Annotated in this window: 17 protein-coding genes; 12 read left to right on the top strand and 5 right to left on the bottom strand. The window is 61.2% G+C overall.

Going from position 1 to position 23983, the window contains the following annotated elements; all coding sequences use genetic code 11:
• Positions 1 to 8: 8 nt before the first annotated feature.
• Entirely contained in the window at positions 9 to 1277 is a 1269-nt protein-coding gene (locus tag G9C89_RS00555) for a malic enzyme-like NAD(P)-binding protein (protein ID WP_172143413.1), read from the top strand.
• A gap of 329 nt (positions 1278 to 1606) precedes the next feature.
• On the opposite strand, the gene G9C89_RS00560 is transcribed toward G9C89_RS00555, so the two are convergent.
• Positions 1607 to 4039: a penicillin-binding protein 1A gene (locus G9C89_RS00560; RefSeq protein ID WP_390623754.1), complete on the bottom strand. Its 2433-nt coding sequence runs from the start codon at positions 4037 to 4039 to the stop codon at positions 1607 to 1609.
• Between the two features lie 184 nt (positions 4040 to 4223).
• On the opposite strand from G9C89_RS00560, the gene G9C89_RS00565 reads away from it, so the two are divergent.
• The 11 genes from G9C89_RS00565 (at position 4224) to hemE (ending at position 19905) form a co-directional block, all read left to right on the top strand.
• A complete protein-coding gene (locus tag G9C89_RS00565) occupies positions 4224 to 5288 on the top strand; it encodes a pilus assembly protein PilM (RefSeq protein ID WP_172143415.1) in 1065 nt (354 codons plus the stop codon).
• Positions 5288 to 5863, top strand: a complete 576-nt coding sequence (pilN, locus tag G9C89_RS00570; RefSeq protein ID WP_172143416.1) for a type 4a pilus biogenesis protein PilN — start codon at positions 5288 to 5290, stop codon at positions 5861 to 5863. The genes G9C89_RS00565 and pilN overlap by 1 nt, the downstream gene beginning before the upstream one ends.
• Complete coding sequence (gene pilO, locus G9C89_RS00575) at positions 5860 to 6483, top strand: type 4a pilus biogenesis protein PilO (protein WP_172143417.1); 624 nt, start codon at positions 5860 to 5862, stop codon at positions 6481 to 6483. The genes pilN and pilO overlap by 4 nt, the downstream gene beginning before the upstream one ends.
• A complete protein-coding gene (gene pilP, locus G9C89_RS00580; RefSeq protein ID WP_172143418.1) occupies positions 6480 to 7007 on the top strand; it encodes a type 4a pilus biogenesis lipoprotein PilP in 528 nt (175 codons plus the stop codon). Before pilO ends, pilP begins: the two co-directional genes overlap by 4 nt.
• A gap of 54 nt (positions 7008 to 7061) precedes the next feature.
• Positions 7062 to 9137 carry a type IV pilus secretin PilQ gene (gene pilQ / locus G9C89_RS00585; RefSeq protein WP_172144759.1) on the top strand — a complete coding sequence of 692 codons (2076 nt, stop codon included), beginning with the start codon at positions 7062 to 7064 and terminating at the stop codon, positions 9135 to 9137.
• 5 nt (positions 9138 to 9142) lie between these two features.
• On the top strand, positions 9143 to 9661 hold the full coding sequence (gene aroK / locus G9C89_RS00590) for a shikimate kinase AroK (protein ID WP_172143419.1): 519 nt from the start codon (positions 9143 to 9145) through the stop codon (positions 9659 to 9661).
• Positions 9662 to 9712: 51 nt separating this feature from the next.
• Positions 9713 to 10816, top strand: coding sequence for a 3-dehydroquinate synthase (gene aroB / locus G9C89_RS00595; RefSeq protein ID WP_172143420.1), 1104 nt, complete (start codon positions 9713 to 9715; stop codon positions 10814 to 10816).
• Positions 10817 to 10826: 10 nt separating this feature from the next.
• Positions 10827 to 12401, top strand: coding sequence for an SPOR domain-containing protein (locus tag G9C89_RS00600; protein WP_172143421.1), 1575 nt, complete (start codon positions 10827 to 10829; stop codon positions 12399 to 12401).
• 268 nt (positions 12402 to 12669) lie between these two features.
• Positions 12670 to 17118, top strand: a complete 4449-nt coding sequence (gene gltB, locus G9C89_RS00605; protein WP_172143422.1) for a glutamate synthase large subunit — start codon at positions 12670 to 12672, stop codon at positions 17116 to 17118.
• A 112-nt stretch (positions 17119 to 17230) separates the two neighbouring features.
• Complete coding sequence (locus tag G9C89_RS00610) at positions 17231 to 18649, top strand: FAD-dependent oxidoreductase (protein ID WP_172143423.1); 1419 nt, start codon at positions 17231 to 17233, stop codon at positions 18647 to 18649.
• A gap of 188 nt (positions 18650 to 18837) precedes the next feature.
• Positions 18838 to 19905 carry a uroporphyrinogen decarboxylase gene (gene hemE / locus G9C89_RS00615; protein WP_172143424.1) on the top strand — a complete coding sequence of 356 codons (1068 nt, stop codon included), beginning with the start codon at positions 18838 to 18840 and terminating at the stop codon, positions 19903 to 19905.
• 119 nt (positions 19906 to 20024) lie between these two features.
• Here hemE and G9C89_RS00620 read toward each other — a convergent pair whose 3' ends face one another.
• The 4 genes from G9C89_RS00620 to fabG all read right to left on the bottom strand — a co-directional run bounded on the left by G9C89_RS00620 (position 20025) and on the right by fabG (position 23912).
• Positions 20025 to 21248 carry a serine hydrolase domain-containing protein gene (locus G9C89_RS00620; protein WP_218575903.1) on the bottom strand — a complete coding sequence of 408 codons (1224 nt, stop codon included), beginning with the start codon at positions 21246 to 21248 and terminating at the stop codon, positions 20025 to 20027.
• Between the two features lie 126 nt (positions 21249 to 21374).
• On the bottom strand, positions 21375 to 21818 hold the full coding sequence (locus tag G9C89_RS00625) for an excinuclease (protein WP_172143425.1): 444 nt from the start codon (positions 21816 to 21818) through the stop codon (positions 21375 to 21377).
• 139 nt (positions 21819 to 21957) lie between these two features.
• A complete protein-coding gene (locus G9C89_RS00630) occupies positions 21958 to 23184 on the bottom strand; it encodes a beta-ketoacyl-ACP synthase (protein ID WP_172143426.1) in 1227 nt (408 codons plus the stop codon).
• Positions 23184 to 23912 (bottom strand): 3-oxoacyl-ACP reductase FabG, encoded by a 729-nt coding sequence (gene fabG, locus G9C89_RS00635; protein WP_172143427.1) that lies wholly within the window; start codon positions 23910 to 23912, stop codon positions 23184 to 23186. Before fabG ends, G9C89_RS00630 begins: the two co-directional genes overlap by 1 nt.
• Positions 23913 to 23983: the final 71 nt, after the last annotated feature.

Here is a 23983-nt window from a genome sequence, read left to right on the forward strand (position 1 = left end):
ATGCCCCTATGTCTGATCTGAAAACTGCCGCTCTCGAATATCACGCCATGCCCCGTCCGGGTAAGCTGAGCGTCGAGCTGACCAAGCCCACCGCCACTGCTCGCGACCTGGCACTGGCCTACAGCCCGGGTGTTGCCGAGCCTGTGCGCGAAATCGCCCGTGACCCTGAATTGGCTTACCGTTATACCGGTAAGGGCAATCTGGTCGCGGTGATTTCCGACGGCACCGCGATTCTCGGCCTGGGCAATCTCGGTCCGTTGGCTTCCAAGCCGGTTATGGAAGGCAAGGGCGTGCTGTTCAAGCGCTTCGCCGGTATCGACGTATTCGACATCGAAGTCGACGCTGAAAGCCCGCAAGCCTTCATCGACACGGTCAAGCGCATTTCCATCACCTTTGGTGGCATCAATCTGGAAGACATCAAGGCGCCCGAGTGCTTCGAAATCGAGCGTGCGTTGATCGAGCAGTGCGACATTCCGGTTTTCCACGATGACCAGCACGGTACCGCCATCGTGACTGCGGCCGGCATGCTCAACGCCCTGGAAATCGCCGGCAAGACCCTGGAGCAGGCGAAGATCGTCTGCCTGGGCGCTGGCGCTGCGGCGACCTCCTGCATGAAGCTGCTGGTGAGCATGGGTGCCAAGGTCGAAAACATCTACATGATCGACCGCAAGGGTGTGATCCACGCGGGTCGCGACGATCTGAACCAGTACAAGGCGATATTTGCCACTGAAACCGACAAGCGCACGCTGTCCGAGGCTCTCGAGGGCGCTGATGTGTTCGTCGGTCTGTCCGGCGCCAATCTGCTCCCGGCGGAAGACCTCAAGCGCATGGCGGCCAACCCGATCGTGTTCGCCTGCTCCAACCCTGATCCGGAAATCGCTCCGGAACTGGCCCATGCGGCACGCAACGACGTGATCATGGCCACCGGTCGTTCGGATTACCCGAACCAGGTCAACAACGTGTTGGGTTTCCCGTTCATCTTCCGTGGTGCTCTGGACGTTCGCGCCACGCGCATCAACGAAGAGATGAAGATCGCCGCGGCTCTGGCCTTGCGCGACCTGGCCAAGCTGCCGGTGTCGCAGGAAGTCTGCGATGCCTACGGCGGCATCGCGCTTTCGTTCGGTCGTGAGTACATCATTCCCAAGCCGATGGACCCGCGCCTGATCACCGTAGTCTGCGATGCCGTGGCCAAGGCCGCCATCGAAAGCGGTGTGGCGACGCTGCCCTACCCGAAACACTATCCGCTGACGTCGGTGGATGATGTGTTCAACGGCTAAGCCGAGCCCATAAAAAACCCGCTTCGGCGGGTTTTTTTATGGCTATGTCCCAGTTACCTGTTGCATGCGGCAATTCCTTGTAGGAGCGGGCCATGCCCGCGATCCGCGCACGGCCGGACACTTTAGCGGCCATGGAACTGGGCGCCCCCGCCGCTCCTACAGATGGCGCGAGGGTTCCTTGTAGGAGCAGTTTCAGCCGCGAAATTCGCGGATAAATTCGCGCCTACAAGGTCGCGGTTCGGCTCAATGGTTAACGGGCCCAGAGTCTTTATAGTTTCGAGCCGTAAGCGCAAAAGTAAAGCCTGATTCGGTCGCTTGCCGTCACTTCTCTAGAACAAGTCGATCGGTGCCGATTCGTCGGCTGGTAGCGGGCTGCCCGGAGCACGAAGGCCTGGATCCAGTTCGCTCATCGGTGGCGGCGAGTCTTCGCTCTTGAACAGTTCAAAGTAGGCGTCAACGGTGCCTGGCACGGCGGCGCGACCGCTATAGGGGTCGATGCGCAGGGTCAGCAGGCCTTTGGGTTCCGCGGGGGCATGACTGGGGCTGTCTTTGAGGGCACTGGCCATGTAATTCATCCAGATCGGCAGGGCGATGGTGCCGCCGTACTCATGCTTGCCGAGGCTTTCCGGTTGATCGAAACCGGCCCACACGGTAGTCACGTAATCGGCGTTGTAGCCGGAGAACCAGCTGTCTTTGGACTCGTTGGTGGTGCCGGTTTTTCCTGCCAGGTCATTGCGCCCCAGAGCCATGGCTCTGCGACCGGTGCCGCGCTTGATCACGTCCTGCAACATGCTGGTCATGATATAGGCGGTGCGTTCGTCGATGATGCGTTCGGCAATAGCAGGCTCGGTAGCCAGCGCTTGCTCGGGGGCAGTCTCGCTGCCGTTGGTGATGGTTGCTGCATCGACTTCGTTAGCGGTTGGGGTGCTGATGGCTCTTGGCGTGCTGGCGGGGTTGGCGATAAACAGTGGTTCACCGTAACGGCTGTCGATACGTTCGATCAGGTAGGGCTGGGTTTTATAACCACCGTTGGCGAACGCGGTCCAGCCGCCGGCAACTTCCAGTGGTGTCAGGTTGGCGGTGCCGAGCGCCAGGGACAGATTGCGCGGTAATTCCTGCTTGTCGAAGCCAAAGCGGCTGACGTAGTCCAGGGCATAGTCGATGCCGATTGCTTGCAGCAGGCGAATCGACACCAGGTTGCGTGATTTATACAGGGCCTCGCGCAGGCGGATCGGGCCGAGGAAGGTGTTGTTGTCGTTTTTCGGGCGCCAGCCCTGGTCGAGGTATTCGTCGACGAACACGATAGGTGCATCGTTCACCAGGCTCGCGGCCGTGTAGCCACGGTCCAGTGCGGCGCTGTAGATGAAGGGTTTGAAGCTGGAGCCTGGTTGGCGCTTGGCTTGTGCGGCACGGTTGTAGTTGCTTTGTTCGAATGAGAAGCCGCCGACCAGCGCGCGGATCGCGCCGTTATCTGGGTCAAGCGAGACCAGCGCGCTCTGTGCCTGTGGGAGCTGGACGAAGCGCAAGCTGCCATCGTCCTGGCGTTGCACGCGAATCAGGTCGCCAACCTGGGTGACATCGCCGGGTTGCTGCGGACGGGGGCCGAGACTGTTGGTATTGAGGAAGGGCCGCGCCCATTTCATGCTGTCCCAGGCGACCGCCTCTTCCACGCCGCTGCGCAACAGCACGAGGATGCCGCTTTTTTCGATTTGACTGACGATCGCCGGCTCAAGGCCGCCCAGTGAGTTCTGTTTGGTCAGTTCGCTCAGCCAGGCTTGTTTGTCCATGTCAGGCAGACGGCGTATCGGGCCGCGGTAACCATGACGCTGATCATAGGCGATCAAGCCTTCGCGAACGGCGGTGTTGGCCGCGTTTTGCAGGTCGCTCGGCACGGTGGTGGTGACGTTGAAGCCTTCGGTGTAGGCCTCGCTGCCATAGCGACCGACCATTTCTGCACGGACCATTTCTGCTACATAGGGGGCGGTGACTTCGGGGGCCGGTGCGTGGTGGCTGGCGTCGTTAGGCTCGGCCAGGGCGGTTTCATAGCTCTGCTGGTCGATCCTGCCGAGCATGTGCATGCGGCCGAGGATCCAGTCACGGCGTTCCTTGGCACGGGTGGGGTTGGTCAGCGGATTAAAGCGTGAAGGCGCTTTCGGCAGGCCTGCAATCATTGCCAGCTGGGCTAGGCTGAGCTCCTTGATCGATTTGCCGTAATAGACTTGGGCGGCGGCTTCGATTCCGTAAGCGCGGTGGCCGAGGTAGATCTTGTTGACATAGAGTTCGAGGATTTCATCCTTGCTCAATTCACGCTCGATCTGCAGGGCCAGGAGGATCTCATTGATCTTGCGCGAGAAGCTTCTCTCGCTGGACAGGAAGAAATTCTTCGCCACCTGCATGGTGATGGTGCTGCCACCAGTCTGGATGTGCCCGCTTTTCAATATTTGCGTGGCAGCGCGCATCAAGCTGGTAAGGTCGACGCCATAATGGTTCGCAAAGTTGTCGTCTTCAGCGGCAAGCAGGGCGCCGATGAAGTCGGGAGGGATGTCGTCGAACTTGATCGGCGATCGGCGCATTTCGCCAAATTCCGCGATCAGCTTGGCATCGTTGCTGTATACCCGTAGAGGGATCTGCAACTGGATGCTGCGTAGCGACTCAACGGATGGCAAGCTGGGGCTGAGATAGAGAAAAGCGCCGCTCAGACTGAGTAACAGCGCACAAAAAGTGGCGAGACCAGACCAGCAGATGAACTTCAACAAACGCATCAAGATTTTTGGATTTCCAGATAAAAGAATGAGTTAAGCGGAAGGCAATGCGAAAAGGGAAAAACTGATCACATTATAAGCGTTTTTTTTCCCGGGGATCCATTTGCGCTTCTGTCAAGACTGTTATTTAATGTGAAAAAACATAAATAGTCCGTAAGTCGCGGATGCCAATAGGAAATCGGTCGTGCTAGGGCTCTTCAATAAGAAAGCGAATACGCTGTTGGGGATCGATATCAGTTCGACCTCCGTCAAGCTCCTCGAATTGAGTCGCTCAGGAAGCCGCTACAAAGTAGAGGCTTACGCTGTAGAGCCGCTCCCGCCAAATGCGGTGGTCGAGAAAAACATTGCCGAACTTGAGGGGGTCGGGCAGGCGCTTTCGCGTGTGCTGGCCAAAGCCAAGACCGGTGTGAAATCCGTTGCTGTCGCGGTCGCTGGCTCCGCGGTGATCACCAAGACCATCGAGATGGAAGCCGGTCTTTCCGACGATGATCTCGAGAATCAGCTGAAGATCGAAGCCGATCAGTACATTCCTTATCCGCTTGAGGAAGTGGCTATCGACTTCGAGGTGCAAGGATCTTCGCCGCGTAATCCCGAGCGGGTTGAGGTGCTTCTGGCAGCCTGCCGCAAGGAAAACGTAGAGGTTCGCGAGGCCGCCCTGGCCTTGGCCGGGTTGGTCGCCAAAGTGGTCGATGTCGAAGCCTATGCCCTGGAGCGTGCATATGGCCTGCTCACGGAGCAGCTTGGTAGCGGGCATGACGAACTGACGGTGGCTGTGGTCGATATTGGTGCAACCATGACCACGCTTAGCGTGCTGCACAACGGGCGGACTATCTACACGCGCGAGCAGCTATTCGGTGGCAAGCAACTCACCGAGGAAATCCAGCGGCGCTACGGCCTGTCCGTGGAGGAGGCCGGTCTTGCGAAAAAACAGGGTGGTCTTCCCGATGACTACGACAGCGAAGTATTGCAGCCGTTCAAGGAAGCGGTCGTGCAGCAAGTTTCGCGCTCCCTGCAATTCTTCTTTGCTGCAGGCCAGTTCAATGATGTCGATTACATCCTTCTGGCTGGCGGAACGGCCTCCATTCCCGACCTCGATCGTCTGATTCAGCAAAAGATTGGCACGCAAACCCTGGTTGCCAATCCCTTTGCGGACATGGCGCTGAGCAGCAGGGTCAATGCTGGGGCATTGGCCAGTGATGCTCCGGCATTGATGATTGCCTGTGGTCTGGCGATGAGGAGTTTCGATTAATGGCGCGGATTAACCTTCTTCCATGGCGCGAGCAGTTACGCGAGGAGCGCAAGCAGCGCTTTCTGGTGACGCTCGTCGGTGTCGTGGCGGTCGCTGCCGGTGCGGTGTTCCTTGGTGATCAGTATCTGAGTGGTGCAATCGAACAGCAAAATGCACGCAACCAGTTCGTGCGCAAAGAAATTGCAGTGCTGGATGCGCGCATCAAGGAAATTAGCGAGTTGAAAACGCGACGCCAGCAGTTGCTGGAGCGTATGAAGATTATTCAGGACTTGCAGGGCAACAGGCCGATCATTGGACGCGTATTCGACCAGCTGGTGCGGACTTTGCCGGATGGTGTTTATTTCAATAGCGTCAAAATGACGGGCAAGAATATTGCAATTGTGGGGGCGGCCGAGTCCAACAATAGGGTGTCCAATTTGATGCGTAATCTGGACGCATCCGATTGGTTGGATGCGCCTAACTTGACGCAAGTCAAAGCCACCACCGCAGGTGCTTTGGATCAGGCCAATGTATTTCAGCTGACGGTTAAACAAACGCAGCCTGGCGTTGCCCCGGTAGAAGGTGATGAAAAATGAGCCTGGCTGAATCCATCGAGAACTTGCGCAAGATTGAACTCAGTAATCTTGATCTGAATAATATTGGTTCATGGCCGCCCGTTATCAAAGGCGTCGTTTTTGTTTTGTTTTTCGTGGTAATGCTGGCGCTTGGTTATAACTTCCATCTGAAGGATTTACAAGCCAGTCTGGAGCGTTCGCAGGGAGAGGAGCAAACCCTCAAACAGCAGTTTTCCAGCAAGGCTTTTCAGGCGGCAAACCTGGAGGCCTATAAAGAGCAGATGAAGGAGATGGAAATTTCCTTCGGTGCTCTCTTGCGCCAACTGCCGAGCGATACCGAGGTGCCCGGCCTGCTGGAAGACATTACGCGTACCGGTCTGGGTAGCGGTCTTGAGTTCGAAGAGATCAAGTTGCTGCCTGAAGTGACGCAGCCATTCTATATAGAGCTTCCGATCCAGGTGGTTGTGGTGGGTGGTTATCATGACCTGGCGACCTTTGTCAGTGGTGTCGCCAGCCTTCCGCGAATTGTGACGTTGCATGATTTCGAAACTAAACCGGTTAGCACGGAGAGCGCTTCTGTCATTCGGATGAGTGTTATGGCGAAGACATATCGTTATAACGATAAAGGGATGGATAAATGAAGACTCTTCGTTTGGCTGTATCTGTCTGTTTGTTGTCGTTTTTGCAGGGGTGTGGTTCAGGAAACGATTTTTCCGATCTGCAGGCATTCATGGATGAGGTTCGCGCCAGGCCGAAAGGCTCTATCGAGCCCTTGCCAAAGTTTCAACCCTACGAAGCGTTCACCTATGGGGCCTCTTCTCTGCGTAGCCCATTTCAGCCGCCCGTCAAGATCGATATGGTAAGTCGTCAAAAGGGTTCGCAGGAAATTAAGCCGGATGAAGCGCGGGTCAAACAGTTCCTCGAGACTTTCAATATCGAGGTCTTCGAAATGGTCGGCACGCTTGCCAATGCTAACGGTGTGTTTGCTTTGGTGAATGGGGCGGGAGGGGTTCATCGCGTCAAGGTGGGGGATTATCTAGGTCGAAATTACGGCCGCATCGTGGCGATAGATGAAGCAAAAATCGATGTTGTTGAGATCGTTCCAGATGGTGAAGGTGGCTGGCTCGAGCGCCCGCGCAGCCTCTCTCTCAAGGAGCGCTCTTGAATGAGCGGAATGATCATGAAAAAAAATAACCGGTCTGCCCAACGGAACCCAAGAATGAATAGCCCCTTATCGCATCTAGGTATCTCTCTATTGGCGCTGCTGCTGTCGCCGGCATTGCTGGCCGCTGACTTGCAGGCGCTTGATGTTTCGGCGTTACCAGGTGATCGCGTCGAGTTGAAATTGACGTTTGACGAGCCGGTGCTTGCTCCGCGTGGCTATACGATAGAGCAGCCGGCGCGTATTGCCTTGGATTTTCCGGGCGTTGCCAACAAGTTGGGCGCAAAGAACCGAGAGTTGGGTGTGGGTAATGCGCGTAGCGTAACTGTGGTCGAGGCCAAAGACCGAACTCGGTTGATCATCAATCTGACCAACCTGGCGCCCTACAATACGCGGACTGATGGCAACAACCTTTATGTCGTGATTGGCGAGGGGGCCTCCAGCTCGGCGTCAGTTCGGCCGGCGGCTGCCGCGCCAGCTGTCAGTACTGCTGCGCCAGTGAAGAGCTACGCCGCACAAGGCAAGGCCATCAGCAATATCGATTTCCAGCGGGGTGAGCAAGGCGAGGGTAATGTTGTGATTACCCTGTCGGATGCTTCGGTCAGTCCTGACATTCAAGAGCAGGGTGGCAAGATTCGTCTGGACTTCGCCAAGACCCAATTGCCTGAAGCTCTGCGCGTTCGCTTGGACGTCAAGGATTTCGCTACGCCAGTACAGTTCGTCAGTGCAACGGGTTCGGCTGACAAGGCGAGTATCGTGATTGAACCGACCGGGTCCTATGATTACCTGGCGTATCAAGCCGACAATAAACTTACCATCAGCATCAAGCCGTTGACCCAGGATGAAGTCGAAACGCGCAAGAGCGAGCGGTTTGCTTACAGTGGCGAGAAGTTATCCTTGAACTTCCAGGACATCGACGTCCGTTCGGTGTTGCAGTTGATCGCGGACTTCACCGATCTGAACCTGGTGGCCAGTGACACGGTGCAGGGCAATATTACCTTGCGCTTGCAGAATGTGCCCTGGGATCAGGCGCTGGATCTGGTCCTGAAAACCAAGGGCCTGGACAAGCGCAAGGTAGGTAATGTGTTGTTGGTAGCGCCAGCGGATGAAATTGCCGCGCGCGAGCGTCAGGAGCTTGAGTCGCAGAAGCAGATCGCAGAATTGGCGCCACTGCGCCGTGAACTGATTCAAGTCAACTATGCCAAGGCCAGCGACATGGCCAAGTTGTTCCAGTCGGTCACCAGTGCCGAGGGCGGTGCCGACGAGCGTGGTTCGATCACGGTCGACGACAGAACCAACAGCATCATTGCCTATCAGACCCAGGAGCGCCTGGATGAGTTGCGTCGGATCGTCGCTCAACTCGATATCCCGGTGCGTCAGGTGATGGTCGAGGCGCGAATAGTCGAGGCTAACGTCGACTACGACAAGGCCCTGGGCGTCGAGTGGCGCGGGGTGAGTCTTGGTGACAACAATTTCATCGTGGGCGGAACCAATAGCCTGATCAAGGGAACGGATCCTCTCGAGATTCAAGCGGGGAACTTTGTCGATTTGGGTGCTGCCGGTGCGAGTTCGGGGCTGAACCTCGGTTTCATTACCGACAACACCTTGTTGGATCTTGAATTGTCCGCCATGGAGAAGACCGGTAACGGCGAGGTTATTTCCCAGCCCAAAGTGGTCACCTCGGACAAGGAAACCGCAAAAATCCTCAAGGGTTCGGAGATCCCCTATCAAGAAGCGAGCTCGAGTGGTGCCACCAGTACCTCCTTCAAGCAAGCCGCTCTGTCGTTGGAGGTGACGCCGCAGATTACCCCGGATAACCGCATCATCATGGAGGTCAAGGTCACCAAGGATGCGCCGGACTTCTCCAATGCGGCTGCAAGCGGCGGGGTACCCGCAATCACCAAGAACGAGGTCGATGCCAAGGTCCTGGTGTCTGACGGTGAAACCATCGTGATCGGCGGGGTGTTTTCCAATACCCAGAGCAAATCGGTTGATAAGGTTCCGTTCCTTGGCGATATTCCGTACCTGGGCACCCTGTTCCGGCGCGATGTGGTCAAAGACAGCAAGTCGGAACTGTTGATTTTCCTTACGCCGCGGATCATGAATACTCAGGCTGTATCGGTAGCTCGTTGAAATATATGCGTAATGTGATTCTTGTTGGCCCGATGGGCGCTGGTAAAAGCACCATCGGGCGTTTGCTTGCCAAAGAGCTGCGGCTGCTGTTCAAAGACTCCGACAAGGAGATCGAACAGCGCAGCGGTGCCGATATTCCATGGATCTTCGATGTCGAGGGTGAGCAGGGCTTTCGCGAGCGCGAGCGGGCGGTAATTGCCGAGCTTTGCGAATTGGACGGTCTGGTGCTCGCCACCGGCGGTGGTGCGGTGTTGCATCCGGATAACCGTGCAGCACTGCGGCGTGGTGGTCGAGTAGTCTATCTGTACGCCTCGGTCGAGCAGCAGCTCGATCGTACTTCGCGTGACCGCAATCGTCCGCTGTTGCGCGCTGCCGACCCGGGCAAGGTGCTCGCTGATCTGCTGGCGATCCGCGATCCGCTGTATCGCGAAATTGCCGATGTCATCGTGCAAACCGATGAACGTCCGCCGCGTTTGGTGGTGCAAGAGATACTGGAGTGCCTCGAAGCGCTTTCTCCCCGTTAAAGCGCCGGCCGAACTGCGCTATCCTAGAGCCCTTTTGACATCGGGGGCTCCATGCAAACTCTTCAGGTCGATCTCGCTGAGCGCAGCTATCCCATTTATATCGGTGCCGATCTGTTGCGTCGTACGGATTTGCTGGCGCCGCATATCATTGGTCGCCAGGTGGCCATCGTCACCAATGAAACAGTCGCGCCGCTCTACCTGGATGCACTCAAGGCCGCACTATGCGGCTATGCGGTGACCGCGATTGTCTTGCCGGATGGCGAGGCGTTCAAAACCTGGGAAATCTTGCAGCAGATTTTCGATGGCCTGCTCGGCGCACGGCACGATCGGCACACGACCGTGATCGCGCTGGGTGGCGGGGTTGTCGGCGATATGGCCGGTTTCGCGGCGGCCTGTTATCAGCGCGGGGTCAATTTCATCCAGATCCCGACCACGTTGCTGTCCCAGGTCGATTCCTCGGTGGGTGGCAAGACCGGCATCAACCACCCACTAGGGAAAAACATGGTGGGGGCGTTCTATCAGCCGCAAGCCGTCTTGATCGATACTACCAGCCTGGCTACTTTGCCGGCGCGCGAGTTGTCGGCGGGGCTGGCCGAGGTGATCAAGTATGGTTTGATCTGTGACGAGCCTTTTCTCTCCTGGCTGGAACAGCACATGCCTGCACTGCGGGCCCTCGATCAAGAGGCGCTGACTGCGGCGATCGAGCGCTCCTGTGCGGCCAAGGCGCGGATTGTCGGGGCCGATGAGCGGGAGGCGGGGCTGCGGGCCACGCTCAACCTGGGGCATACCTTTGGGCATGCCATCGAGACCCAGCAAGGCTATGGTGTTTGGTTACACGGTGAGGCGGTCGCTGCGGGTACTGTCATGGCGCTGGAAATGTCGCAGCGCCTGGGCTGGATTACGCTGGCCGAGCGCAATCGAGGCATTCGTCTGTTGCAGGCGGCTGGCTTGCCCGTTGTGCCGCCGCAAGACATGACGCCAGAGCGATTTCTGGCGCACATGGCGGTTGATAAGAAGGTGCTGGATGGCCAGCTGCGACTGGTGTTGTTGCGTCACATCGGCGAGGCCGTGGTGACCAGTGAGTTCCCGCGCGAAATTTTGGATGCCACGCTGAGCGTAGATTACGCAGCGCTGGTGGATCAGCTTGAACATTAATGAGTGCCCAATGACCAGTTTGCATGCTGACGAGGCTTTTCTCGATCACTACCAGTTCAGCCACGATCCCTTTGCGGCGCGTGTGCCGGGTTTCAAGTTTTTTCCAGCCCAGCGCAAGCCGGTATTGGGGCAGTTGCATCACCTTGCTCGTTACAGCCAGTTGCTGTTGTTGGTCTGCGGCCCCCTGGGGAGCGGCAAGACCCTGCTGCGCCAGGCGCTGGTGGCCAGCACCAACAAGCAGGCGGTGCATAGCGTGGTTGTTTCCGCCCAGGGTGCAGCCGATACCGCGGGCATTCTGCGTCAGGTCGCTCAGGGCTTGCAGGTGCAGCAGTCGGAGCCGCAGGCGATTCTGGCGCAGGTCGGTCAGCTGGCCCTGACTGGGCAGGACGTCTACTTGCTGGTCGACGATGCGGAGCAGTTGAGTGATGCGGCGCTGGCCAGCTTGCTGGCTCTGGCGGCCGGCAACAACGAGGGGCGGCCACATGTTTTCCTGTTTGCCGAACCTGAGTTGATTGCGCGACTTGAACTGCTGGCCGATGGTGAAGAGTGCTTCCATGCCATCGAATTGCAGCCTTACAGCGAAGATGAAACCCGTGAGTACCTGGCGCAGCGATTAGAGGGCGCCGGGCGGGCGCTCGAGTTGTTATCGGATGAGCAGGTCGCCGCCATTCACGAGCAGTCCGGGGGCTGGCCCGGGACGATCAATCAGGTTGCCCGCGACACCCTGATCGAGGCCATGCTGGCGCAGCGCGGTGCCGCCAAGCGCGCAGGCTTTGCAATCAATCTGCCGCGCAAACATCTGCTGGCATTGGCGGTGGTTGGGCTTGGGGTCTTGGCGGCCTGGTTGATGCAAGGCCGTCCGGATGATGCCGCGCCTGTGCCGGCCACCACGCAGTTGCCACTTGATCGGGTCGAGCAACCTGTTGTCGATGCGCCTGTTCCCGCTTCCGGCTCTACTGGCGCCGGCGCACCGGCAATAGAGTTCGCGGGTGGCAATCAGCCCGTCCCGCTGCCCCTGGTGGGTGAGTCTCAGCCGGTTATGCGCGAACCTTTGGCTCGCGCTGCCGGCTTGAGCGGGGTCGAGGAGGCGGATGTCGCTGATGTTGCTGGTTCGAGTGCTGTTGGTGTGCTGGTGGATGAGCGTGAGACGCCGATTGTGTCGGTAGCCCCGGTTCCGCCAGCAGTGCCGGTGGCACCAACGCCTGCGCCGGTTGCGCCGGCCGTGCAGCCAGCACCGGTGGTGGCGCCTGCGCCGAAGCCGGAGGCGGTAACAACTGCGTCGGCGAAGACTGCGGCGGTCAATGATTGGTACGCTGCTCAGGCCGGTTCGCGCTACACCCTGCAAATACTCGGTGCGCGTGCAGAGGATAGTGCGCAGACGTTTGTGCGTGAGCACGGTGCGCAGTACCACTATTTCAAGAAGCAGCATCAAGGTCAGCCGCTGTATGTCGTGACCTATGGTAGTTTCGGCACTCGCGAGGCGGCTCAGGCCGCGTTGAAGAGCTTGCCGGACAAGGTGCAGGCCGGTAAGCCTTGGCCGCGGACGTTTGCCAGTATCAGGCACGAGATTGCCCAGGTCCGCTAGCGGGCGCTATCTGTTTGGCCGCGCGCCAGGTGCGGGTTGGTCTGCGCCTGGTGACCTGCAGGTCGGTAGCATGACTGCCCGGTCGGTTCCTTCGTTTTCGCGACATAAGCTTGCGGTGGGTCGTCACGCCGATTTGTGACGACCTTGGTGGATATGTACAATGACCTCCGTTTTGCCTGCGCAAAGCTGGCGCTATGCCCTGCGCGCACGGTAAGTATTTGAATTAGAAAGTGATTTGCCTTTGAGAGGCAGCCTGGTGAGAGTCCCTATGAAAGCAGGTTTGTACCGTCCTGATGAGTTCAAGGATAACTGCGGCTTCGGCCTGATCGCCCATATGCAGGGCGAGGCGAGCCACCACCTGCTGCAGACCGCTATTGAAGCGCTGACCTGCATGACCCACCGCGGCGGGATCAACGCCGACGGCAAGACGGGTGATGGTTGTGGTTTGTTGATCCAGAAACCGGATGCCTTCCTGCGCGCGATGGCGCAGCAGCACTTCGCGGTCGAGCTGCCGAAGCAGTATGCCGTGGGCATGGTGTTCTTCAACCAGGATCCGGTGAAAGCCGAAGCCGCGCGCGCGAACATGAATCGCGAGATTCTGGCGGCCGGTTTGAGCCTGGTTGGCTGGCGCAAGGTGCCGATCGACACCAGCGTGCTCGGCCGTCTGGCCCTGGAGCGTCTGCCGCAGATCGAACAGGTGTTCATCGGTGGCGAGGGGCTCAGCGATCAGGAGTTCGCGATCAAGTTGTTCAGCGCCCGCCGCCGTTCGTCGGTGAGCAACGCCGCAGACAGCGATCACTACATCTGCAGCTTTTCGCACAAGACCATCATCTACAAAGGCCTGATGATGCCGGCCGACCTGCAGCAGTTCTACCCGGACCTGGGTGACGAGCGCCTGCAGACCGCGATTTGCGTGTTCCACCAGCGTTTCTCGACCAACACCCTGCCGAAGTGGCCGTTGGCGCAACCGTTCCGTTTCCTCGCCCACAACGGCGAGATCAACACCATCACCGGTAACCGCAACTGGGCCCAGGCGCGCCGGTTGAAGTTCGCCAACGACCAGATCTTCGATCTGGAAGAACTCGGCCCGCTGGTCAATCGCGTCGGGTCCGACTCCTCGAGCATGGACAACATGCTCGAGCTGATGGTCACCGGTGGCATCGACCTGTTCCGTGGCGTGCGCATGATCATTCCGCCGGCCTGGCAGAATGTCGAGACCATGGACGCCGATCTGCGTGCGTTCTATGAGTACAACTCCATGCACATGGAGCCGTGGGATGGTCCGGCGGGCGTGGTGCTGACCGACGGTCGCTACGCCGTCTGCCTGCTCGACCGCAACGGCCTGCGCCCGGCGCGCTGGGTCACCACCCGCAATGGCTACATTACCCTGGCTTCGGAAATCGGCGTATGGGACTACCAGCCCGAGGACGTGATCGCCAAGGGCCGCGTCGGTCCGGGGCAGATCCTTGCCGTGGATACCGAAACCGGCCAGGTGCTGGGCACCGACGACATCGACAACCGCCTGAAGTCGCGCCATCCCTATAAGCAGTGGTTGCGCAAGAACGCCTTGCGTATCCAGGCGACCATGGAAGACAACGACCATGGTTCGGCGTTCTACGACATCGATCAGCTCAAGCAGTACATGAAGATGTACCAGGTCACCTTCGAGGAGCGTGACCAGGTGCTGCGCCCGCTGGCCGAGCAGGGCCAGGAAGCGGTCGGCTCCATGGGTGACGACACGCCGATGGCGGTATTGAGCCAGCGCGTGCGTTCGCCGTACGACTATTTCCGTCAGCAGTTCGCCCAGGTCACCAACCCGCCGATCGATCCGCTGCGCGAAGCCATCGTCATGTCCCTGGAGATCTGCCTCGGTGCCGAGCGCAACATCTTCCAGGAGTCGCCGGAACATGCCTCGCGGGTGATCCTCAGCTCGCCGGTCATTTCCCCGGCCAAATGGCGCACGCTGATGACCCTGGAGCGTCCAGGCTTCGAGCGTCAGCTGATCGACATGAACTACGACGAGTCCGTCGGTCTCGAAGCGGCCGTGCGCAACATGGCCGACCAGGCCGAGGAAGCGGTGCGCGCCGGCAAGGTATTGCTGGTGCTGACCGACCGCCACATCGGCCCGGGCAAGCTGCCGGCCCATGCCGCGCTGGTGACCGGTGCCGTACACCATCGCCTGACCGAGAAGGGCCTGCGTTGCGATTGCAACATCCTGGTCGAGACCGCGACCGCGCGTGACCCGCACCACTATGCGGTGCTGCTCGGCTTCGGCGCCTCGGCGGTCTATCCGTTCCTGGCCTACGAAGTGCTGGGCGACCTGATCCGCACCGGCGAAGTGCTGGGCGATCTCTACGAAGTGTTCAAGTACTACCGCAAGGGCATCTCCAAGGGCCTGCTGAAGATCCTGTCGAAGATGGGCATCTCCACCGTGGCCTCCTACCGGGGGGCGCAGCTGTTCGAAGCGGTCGGCCTGGCCGATGAAGTCACCGACCTGTGCTTCCGTGGAGTGGCCAGCCGGATCAAGGGCGCCCGCTTCGTCGATCTCGAAACCGAGCAGAAACTGCTCGCCGCCGAGGCCTGGAACAACCGCAAGCCGATCCAGCAGGGCGGCCTGCTCAAGTTCGTCTATGGCGGCGAATACCATGCCTACAACCCGGACGTGGTCAGCACCCTGCAGGTCGCGGTGCAGCAGGGCAGTTACGAGAAATACAAGGAATACAGCGCCCTGGTGGATACCCGCCCGGTGTCGATGATCCGCGACCTGCTGCAGCTGAAACTGGCCGAGCAACCGCTGAGCCTCGAGCAGGTCGAGCCGCTGGAGAGCATCTTCAAGCGCTTCGACTCCGCCGGGATTTCCCTCGGCGCGCTGTCGCCCGAGGCCCACGAAGCGATTGCCGAGGCGATGAACCGCCTCGGTGCGCGCTCCAACTCCGGCGAGGGCGGCGAAGATCCGGCCCGTTACGGCACGGTGCGCAGCTCGAAGATCAAGCAGGTGGCCACCGGTCGTTTCGGTGTGACCCCGGAATACCTGGTCAATGCCGAAGTGCTGCAGATCAAGGTCGCCCAGGGCGCCAAGCCCGGCGAGGGCGGTCAGCTGCCCGGCGGCAAGGTCAACGGCCTGATCGCGCGGCTGCGTTACGCCGTACCTGGCGTGACCCTGATTTCGCCACCGCCGCACCACGACATCTATTCCATCGAAGACCTGGCGCAGCTGATCTATGACCTCAAGCAGGTCAACCCGGCGGCGCTGGTCTCGGTCAAGCTGGTGGCGGAAGCCGGCGTCGGCACCATCGCCGCCGGCGTGGCCAAGGCCTATGCCGATTTGATCACCATCTCCGGTTACGACGGCGGCACCGGCGCATCGCCGCTGAGCTCGATCAAGTACGCCGGCGCACCCTGGGAGCTGGGCCTGGCGGAAACCCACCAGACCCTGCGCGGCAACGACCTGCGCGGCAAGGTACGGGTGCAGACCGACGGTGGCCTGAAGACCGGCCTCGATGTGGTCAAGGCGGCCATCCTCGGCGCCGAGAGCTTCGGCTTCGGCACCGCGCCGATGATCGCCCTGGGCTGCAAGTACCTGCGCATCTGTCACCTGAACAACTGCGCCACCGGCGTCGCCACGCAGAACGACAAGCTGCGCAAGGATCACTTCATCGGCACCGTCGAGATGGTGATGAACTTCTTCACCTATGTCGCCGAAGAGACCCGCGAGTGGCTGGCCAAGCTCGGCGTGCGCAGCCTCGAAGAGCTGATCGGGCGTACCGACCTGCTGGAGATTCTGCCGGGCGAGACCGCCAAGCAGAATCACCTGGATCTGAGCCCGCTGCTCGGCAGCGATTACATCCCGGCCGACAAGCCGCAGTTCTGTCTGGTCGACAGGAATCCGCCGTTCGACCAGGGCCTGCTGGCCGAGAAGATGGTCGAACTGGCCAAGCCGGCGATCGATGCCGCCAGCGGCGCCGAATTCGCCCTGGACATCTGTAACTGCGACCGCTCCATCGGTGCCCGCGTCTCCGGCGAAATCGCCCGGGTGCATGGCAACCAGGGCATGAACAAGGCGCCGATCACCTTCCGCTTCAAGGGCACTGCGGGCCAGAGCTTCGGCGTGTGGAACGCCGGTGGCCTGAACCTGTACCTGGAAGGCGATGCCAACGACTACGTCGGCAAGGGCATGACCGCCGGCAAGCTGGTGATCGTGCCGCCGCAGGGCAGCCCGTTCAAGACCCAGGACAGCGCCATCATCGGCAACACCTGCCTGTATGGCGCCACCGGCGGCAAGCTGTTCGCCGCCGGCACCGCGGGCGAGCGGTTCGCCGTGCGCAACTCCGGCGCGCATGCCGTGGTCGAGGGCACCGGTGATCACTGCTGCGAGTACATGACCGGCGGTTTCGTCTGCGTACTGGGCAAGACCGGTTACAACTTCGGCTCCGGCATGACCGGCGGCTTTGCCTACGTGCTCGACCTGGACAACAGCTTCTACGACCGGGTCAACCATGAACTGGTCGAGATCCAGCGGATCAACAACGAGTCGATGGAGGCCTATCGCAGCCATCTGCAGCGTGTGCTCGCCGAGTATGTGCAGGAGACCGCCAGCGAGTGGGGGCGTAACCTGCTGGAAAACCTCGACGATTACCTGCGCAAGTTCTGGTTGGTCAAGCCCAAGGCCGCAAGCCTGAAGTCGCTGCTCTCCAGCACCCGCGCCAATCCGCAATAAAGCAGTTTCAAGCTGCGCGCCTCAGGCTCCAAGTGGCGTGAGGCGTGCGGCTAACGTGATGAGTCTTGCAGCTTGCAACCTGTAGCTTGCAGCTGCTGTATAGAGGTTTGCTATGACTGAACGTCTGAATAACGACTTCCAGTTCATCGATGTCGGGCGCAAAGACCCGAAGAAGAAGCTGTTGCGTCAGCGCAAGAAAGAATTCGTCGAGATCTACGAAAACTTCAAGCCGGCCCAGGCCTGTGACCAGGCGCACCGCTGCCTGGGTTGCGGCAATCCCTATTGCGAGTGGAAGTGCCCGGTGCACAACTACATTCCCAACTGGTTGAAGCTGGTGTCCGAGGGCAACATCCTCGCCGCCGCCGAGTTGTCGCACCAGACCAACACCCTGCCGGAAGTCTGCGGCCGCGTGTGCCCGCAGGATCGCCTGTGCGAGGGCGCGTGCACCCTCAATGACGGTTTCGGCGCCGTGACCATCGGTTCGGTGGAGAAGTACATCACCGATACCGCCTTTGCCATGGGCTGGCGTCCGGACATGTCGCGGGTCGTCTCGACCGGCAAGCGCGTCGCCGTGATCGGTGCCGGTCCGGCTGGCCTGGGTTGTGCCGACGTGCTGGCGCGCAATGGCGTGACCCCGGTGGTGTTCGACAAGAATCCTGAAATCGGTGGCCTGCTGACCTTCGGCATTCCCGAGTTCAAGCTGGAAAAGACCGTGCTGAGCCATCGCCGCGAAGTCTTCAGCGGTATGGGCATCGAGTTCCGCCTGAATACCGAGATCGGTACAGACGTGACCATGCAGCAGTTGCTGGATGAGTACGATGCGGTGTTCATGGGCATGGGTACCTACACCTACATGAAGGGCGGCTTCCCCGGTGAAGACTTGTCAGGCGTGCACGATGCCCTGAATTTCCTGGTCGCCAACGTCAATCGCAACCTCGGTTTCGAAAAGTCGCCGGAAGATTTCATCGACACCAAGGGCAAGCGCATCGTCGTGCTCGGCGGCGGCGATACCGCCATGGACTGCAACCGCACCGCGATCCGCCAGGGCGCCAAGAGCGTGACCTGCGCCTATCGCCGCGACGAAGAAAACATGCCGGGCTCGCGCAAGGAAGTGAAGAACGCCAAGGAAGAGGGGGTTAAATTCCTCTTCAACCGCCAGCCCATCGCCATAGTCGGCGAGGATCGGGTCGAAGGCGTCAAGGTGGTCGAGACGCGTCTCGGCGAACCGGATGCCCGCGGTCGGCGCAGCCCCGAGCCGATTCCAGGTTCCGAAGAAATCATTCCGGCCGATGCCGTGCTGATCGCCTTCGGCTTCCGTCCAAGCCCGGCGCCGTGGTTCGAGCAGTTCAGCATTCAGACCGACAATCAGGGTCGAGTGATTGCCCCGGAGCAGTCGCAGTTCAAGCACCAGACCAGCAACCCGAAGATCTTCGCCGGTGGCGACATGGTGCGCGGTTCCGACCTGGTGGTGACGGCGATCTTCGAGGGGCGTAACGCCGCCGAAGGCATCCTGGATTATCTGGGCGTCTGATCGGTAGGGTGTGCGGGGCCGCCTAGGCCGTGCGCACCACCTTGCCAGGCAGGGTGCGCGCGGCGCACCCTACGACCGGGGCAAATCGTCGCATTGGATAAAAGGCACGGCACTCGCCGTGCCTTTTGTTTTGTGGTCTGCGAAAATGCCCGCACTTTTTTACTGCCTTTCATGTCTCGGGAATTGTTATGACTGCCCTGAAGAACGACCGTTTCCTGCGTGCCCTGCTCAAGCAGCCCGTCGATGTCACCCCGGTGTGGATGATGCGCCAGGCCGGCCGTTATCTGCCGGAGTACCGCGCCAGCCGGGCCAAGGCCGGTGACTTCATGAAGCTGATGATGAACCCCGAGTTCGCCTGCGAAGTCACCCTGCAGCCGCTGGACCGCTACCCGCAGCTGGATGCGGCGATTCTTTTTTCCGACATCCTGACCATTCCCCATGCCATGGGCCAGGGGCTGTATTTCGAGACCGGCGAGGGCCCGCGCTTCATGAAAGTCATCAGCAGCGCCGCCGATGTCGACGCCCTGCCGATTCCCGATCCGGAGAAAGACCTGGGTTATGTGATGGACGCGGTGCGCACCATCCGCCGCGAGCTGAACGGCCGCGCGCCGCTGATCGGTTTCTCCGGCAGCCCCTGGACCCTGGCCACCTATATGGTCGAAGGCGGCTCGTCGAAGGACTTCCGCAAGTCCAAGGCCATGCTCTATGACAACCCGCAGGCCATGCACGCGCTGCTCGACAAGCTGGCGCAGTCGGTCATCAGCTACCTCAACGGGCAGATCCTCGCCGGCGCCCAGGCCGTGCAGATCTTCGATACCTGGGGCGGCAACCTGTCATCGGCGGCCTACCAGGAATTTTCCCTGGCCTATATGCAGAAGATCGTCGACGGCCTGATCCGCGAGCATGACGGGCGCAAGGTGCCGGTGATCCTGTTCACCAAGAACGGCGGCCTGTGGCTGGAATCCATGGCCGCCACCGGCGCCGACGCCCTCGGCCTGGACTGGAGCTGCGACATCGGCGAGGCCCGTCGCCGCGTCGGTGGCCAGGTGGCCCTGCAAGGCAACATGGACCCGACCGTGCTCTACGCCCAGCCCGCGGCCATCCGCGCCGAAGTGGCGCGGATCCTCGCCAGCTACGGCCAGGGCTCGGGCCATGTGTTCAACCTCGGCCACGGCATCACCCCGGAAGTCGACCCGGCCCATGCCGGGGCGTTCCTCGAGGCGGTGCACGAGCTGTCGGCGGCCTATCACCGTTAAGGCAGTGGGGCGGTTCGGCGCCTGGTAAGGCATTCCCGGATTGCATCCGGGCTACGGGGCCCGCTGATGGGCCGTAGGGCGGACAAGCCTTCGGCATGTCCTTCCTATGCCTTGCCTACTCAGGGGCCTGGCGCGGTCGCCAGGCCTTGCTGCCGGTCCAGGCTATTGGCCATGCGCAGCAGCAGGCGGTGGCCGATGCTGTTGCTCCAGTTGAAGCTGTTCTGCAGCACCACCACGGCGGTCTTGTGGCGGCTGTCCAGGCCCAGGTAGCTGGAATAGCCCGCCACCAGACCGACCTGATAGGTGAGCTGCTGGCCGTGGATGGTATCGACTATCCAGGCGATCGCCGGGGCTTCCCTGGGCCGCTCGAGACGCACCCGCAGGCTGTCGCGCAAGGCCGCGTCGCGCTGTGCATCGCCACTGCCGTGCAGGTGCGCGGCGGCGTAGTCGAGCAGGTCGTCGGCGTTGGAGTAGAGCGCCGCGGAGCCGTGCAGGATGTCGCTGAACTGCCAGTCGGGAACCGGGCGGCCACGGCGGATGAACTTCGGCTGGTCGCCGGCATGCCCGCGGGCGCGTTCGGCATAGCCGGCCAGTTGCTGCGGCTGGTAGCTGGTATTGCTCAGCTGCAGCGGGCCGAGGATGCGCTCGGCGGCCAGCTCATCGATGCTCTTGCCGCTGCGCCGCTCCAGTACGTGGCTGAGCAGGGCGTAACCGATATTCGAATACTGCGGCGCCACCTGCCTGGGCTTGCTGAAGTCGGCCAGGTAGTCGAGCAGATAGGCTTGGTCGAAATGCCGGTAGAAGCTATTGCCGGTGAACAGGTATTCGATGAAGTAGCCGAGGGTGCGCGGGGTCATCGGCTGGCGCGGCAGGCCGGCGCTGTGGGTGGCCAGTTGCAGCAGGGTGATGGCGCGGGCGTCCTCGCTCAGCGGCGTGCCGGCCGGCAGCAGCTGTTCGAGGTCGTCATCCCAGCCGAGCAGGCCGTCCTGTACCAGCATGGCGGCGAGGTTGCCGACCAGGCCCTTGCTCAGCGAACCCACGGCGAACAGGGTCTCGCCGTCCGGGCGGATGCCGCTGAGGGAGTCGCTGACGCCATAGCCAAACACCTGCTTGCGACCATCGGCGCTCAGCACCCCGACCACCATGCCGGGCGTACGCTTGCCGTCGATCAGCGGCTGGGCCAGGGCATCCACCTGGGTGCGCAGGTCACCGGGGTTGGCGATTGCATATTGAGTGCGCTCGGGGGGATCGATCTGCTGTTGCGAGAGGGTGCCGCAGGCGCTCAGAGCAAGTACGAGCAGGACGGCGCCGAGGCTTGTGGCGGCTGGATAAATACTCGACACGGGACTACAAGGCCTTATATCGGCCGCTACGCAGAGCGCGGCGGCAATACCGCGATGACCGGGACTTCGGCGCCGAGCGCAACTGCCGCGGTGGACGCCGAAGGCGGGGTAGGACTACCGGCAGTGCTACTGGACCTTGGCCAGGTTGCCCTTGAGGGCGACCCCGGCCATGAGCGCGCCGGCGTGGCATTCGTACTTCTGGCTGTTCTTGTATTCGACGTGCTTGTAGTTGCTGGCGAGATCCACCACGGCATTGGCGCCGGCCGCCTTGGCCGCGTTCTGCAGGCGGATCAGGGCCGATTGCAGGACCCAGCGGCAGGCGGCTTCGTCGCTCTTGTTGAAGGCGTTGGTCTTCTGGCTGGTGGTGACCCCGGATTGGAGAATGCTGACCTTGCCCGCCGGCTTGGTGCCGGCCAGGTAGAACTTCACGCTGCCATCCAGGCGCCCGGCATTCAGCGCCTCCTGGACGACGGCGTCGAACGGCAGGAAGTGGGCGGTGTCCCGGGCCTGGCTGACGGCTGGGAACAGGCTCAGGCAGGCTACGGCGAGGATCCAGGGTTTGGCGTTCATGGGTTGCTCCTTGTTATGAGGCTTTACTGGGAAATTGTGAAAAAACTCTCGCCTACTGCGACTGCCTCCCGGCGCCTGCTGCTGACGTTGCGCAACAGGTTAACTGCCGGGGCTGGCTAATCCGGCCAGCTCTCCGCTCTCAGCTCCAGCGGCGGAAGATCAACGAGGTGTTGACCCCGCCGAAGGCGAAGTTGTTGTTCATCACGTACTGGTTGCTCATCCGGCGGAACTCGCCGCGCAGGTAATCCAGCTCGCCACAGGCCGGGTCGATGTCGTCGAGGTTGAGGGTGGGTACGTAGCTGTCCGAGTTCATCATCTCGATGCTGAACCAGGATTCCAGGGCGCCGCAGGCACCCAGGGTGTGGCCGAGGAAACTCTTCTGCGAGCTGATCGGCATCTGTGCGCCGAACAGGCCGCTGGTGGCCAGGGATTCGGCGACGTCACCCTGCTCGGTGGCGGTGCCGTGGCCGTTGACGTAGCCGATGGCAGCCGGCACCAGGCCGGCATCGTCCAGGGCCAGCTGCATGGCGCCGCGCATGGTCACCAGCTCCGGCTTGGTGGCATGCTGGCCGTCGGAGTTGCAGCCGAAGCCGACGATCTCGGCATGGATGTGGGCGCCACGGGCCAGGGCGTGCTGCAGTTCTTCCAGCACCAGCATGCCGGCGCCTTCGCCGATCACCAGGCCGTCGCGAGCGCTGTCATAGGGCCGTGGTGAGCTCTGCGGGGCGTCATTCTTCAGGCTGGTGGCGTAGAGCGCGTCGAACACCATGGCTTCGGTCGGGCAGAGTTCCTCGGCACCGCCGGCGAGCATCAGCGGCAAGCGGCCGAACTTGATCGCCTCGTAGGCGTAGCCGATGCCCTGGCTGCCGCTGGTGCAGGCGCTGGAGGTCGGGATCAGGCGGCCCTTGAGGCCGAAGAAGATGCTGATATTGGCCGCCGTGGTGTGCGGCATCATGCGGATATAGGAGTTGGCGTTGAGGCCGTCGGCCACCGAGTTGAGCAGCATGTTGCCGAAGGCCTTGATGTCCTCGGTGCTGCCGGTGGAGGAGCCGCAGGCCACGCCCATGCGCCCATCCGTGATCGACTCGTCGCCGAGCAGGCCGGCATCGTCCAGCGCCCGTTCGGCGGCCAGCACCGCCAGCTTGGCCACCCGGCCCATGCTGCGCAGCTGCCTGCGGGTCCAGTGCGTGGGCACCGCGAAGTCATCGATTGGCCCGCCGAGGCGGGTGTTCAGTTCCGTGAAACGATCCCACTCGTGCATGTAGCGGATGCCGCTCTTGCCGGCCCGGAAGTTCGCCTCGATGCTCGCCCAGTCACTGCCCAGCGAGGTGATGCCGGCCATGCCGGTGACTACGACTCGTTTCATCAACACAACCCACCGTTTACCGAGAGGACCTGACGGGTAATGTAGGCCGCCTCCTCGGACATCAGAAAATTCACCGCCCCGGCCACTTCTTCCGGGGTACCCATGCGCGCGGCGGGGATCATCTTGAGGATTTCCTCCAGCGGCAGGTTGTCGTCGAGCATCTCGGTGTCGATCAAGCCCGGTGCCACGCAGTTGACCGTGATCCGGCGCTTGCCCAGCTCGATTGCCAGGGCCTTGGCCGCGCCGATCACCCCGGCCTTGGACGCGCTGTAGTTGACCTGGCCGCGGTTGCCGATCAGCCCGGATACCGAGGTGATGCAGACGATGCGTCCCGGCTGGCGCCGGCGGATCATCGGCATGCACAGCGGGTGCAGGACATTGTAGAAACCGTCGAGATTGGTGCGCAGCACCTGATCCCAGTCGTCTTCGCTCAGCGCCGGAAAGGCGCCGTCGCGGGTCAGCCCGGCGTTGCACACCACGCCGTAGTAGGCGCCGTGCTGCGCCACATCCGCCTCGAGGACCGTCCGGCAAGCGCTACGCTCGGCGACATCGAACTGCAGGATGCGCGCCTGACGACCCAGTGCCTGGATCTGCGCCTGCACCGCCGCGGCCTCATCGCGCCGCGCGCGGCAGTGCAGGACGATATCGAAGCCGGCCCGGGCCAGACGCAGGGCGATGGCCCGGCCGATGCCGCGGCTGGAGCCGGTAACCAGGATCGGATCAGTCATGGGCGATCTCTCGAATATGTGCCAGGCAACTTGCCGCGTTGGCGCGGGCTAGATGACCGCGGCTGGAGCCG

This window comes from Pseudomonas tumuqii (genome assembly GCF_013184545.1).
Lineage (GTDB): Bacteria > Pseudomonadota > Gammaproteobacteria > Pseudomonadales > Pseudomonadaceae > Aquipseudomonas > Aquipseudomonas tumuqii.

Excerpts from the sequence above, each read along its gene's own strand:
- G9C89_RS00555 (WP_172143413.1), top strand. The coding sequence starts at position 9 with ATGTCTGATCTGAAAACTGCCGCTCTCGAATATCACGCCATGCCCCGT.
- pilN (WP_172143416.1), top strand. The coding sequence starts at position 5,288 with ATGGCGCGGATTAACCTTCTTCCATGGCGCGAGCAGTTACGCGAGGAG.
- pilP (WP_172143418.1), top strand. The coding sequence starts at position 6,480 with ATGAAGACTCTTCGTTTGGCTGTATCTGTCTGTTTGTTGTCGTTTTTG.
- fabG (WP_172143427.1), bottom strand. The coding sequence starts at position 23,912 with ATGACTGATCCGATCCTGGTTACCGGCTCCAGCCGCGGCATCGGCCGG.
- aroB (WP_172143420.1), top strand. The coding sequence starts at position 9,713 with ATGCAAACTCTTCAGGTCGATCTCGCTGAGCGCAGCTATCCCATTTAT.
- G9C89_RS00560 (WP_390623754.1), bottom strand. The coding sequence starts at position 4,039 with ATGCGTTTGTTGAAGTTCATCTGCTGGTCTGGTCTCGCCACTTTTTGT.
- aroK (WP_172143419.1), top strand. The coding sequence starts at position 9,143 with ATGCGTAATGTGATTCTTGTTGGCCCGATGGGCGCTGGTAAAAGCACC.
- gltB (WP_172143422.1), top strand. The coding sequence starts at position 12,670 with ATGAAAGCAGGTTTGTACCGTCCTGATGAGTTCAAGGATAACTGCGGC.
- pilO (WP_172143417.1), top strand. The coding sequence starts at position 5,860 with ATGAGCCTGGCTGAATCCATCGAGAACTTGCGCAAGATTGAACTCAGT.
- G9C89_RS00625 (WP_172143425.1), bottom strand. The coding sequence starts at position 21,818 with ATGAACGCCAAACCCTGGATCCTCGCCGTAGCCTGCCTGAGCCTGTTC.
- hemE (WP_172143424.1), top strand. The coding sequence starts at position 18,838 with ATGACTGCCCTGAAGAACGACCGTTTCCTGCGTGCCCTGCTCAAGCAG.
- G9C89_RS00630 (WP_172143426.1), bottom strand. The coding sequence starts at position 23,184 with ATGAAACGAGTCGTAGTCACCGGCATGGCCGGCATCACCTCGCTGGGC.
- G9C89_RS00610 (WP_172143423.1), top strand. The coding sequence starts at position 17,231 with ATGACTGAACGTCTGAATAACGACTTCCAGTTCATCGATGTCGGGCGC.
- G9C89_RS00600 (WP_172143421.1), top strand. The coding sequence starts at position 10,827 with ATGACCAGTTTGCATGCTGACGAGGCTTTTCTCGATCACTACCAGTTC.
- pilQ (WP_172144759.1), top strand. The coding sequence starts at position 7,062 with ATGAATAGCCCCTTATCGCATCTAGGTATCTCTCTATTGGCGCTGCTG.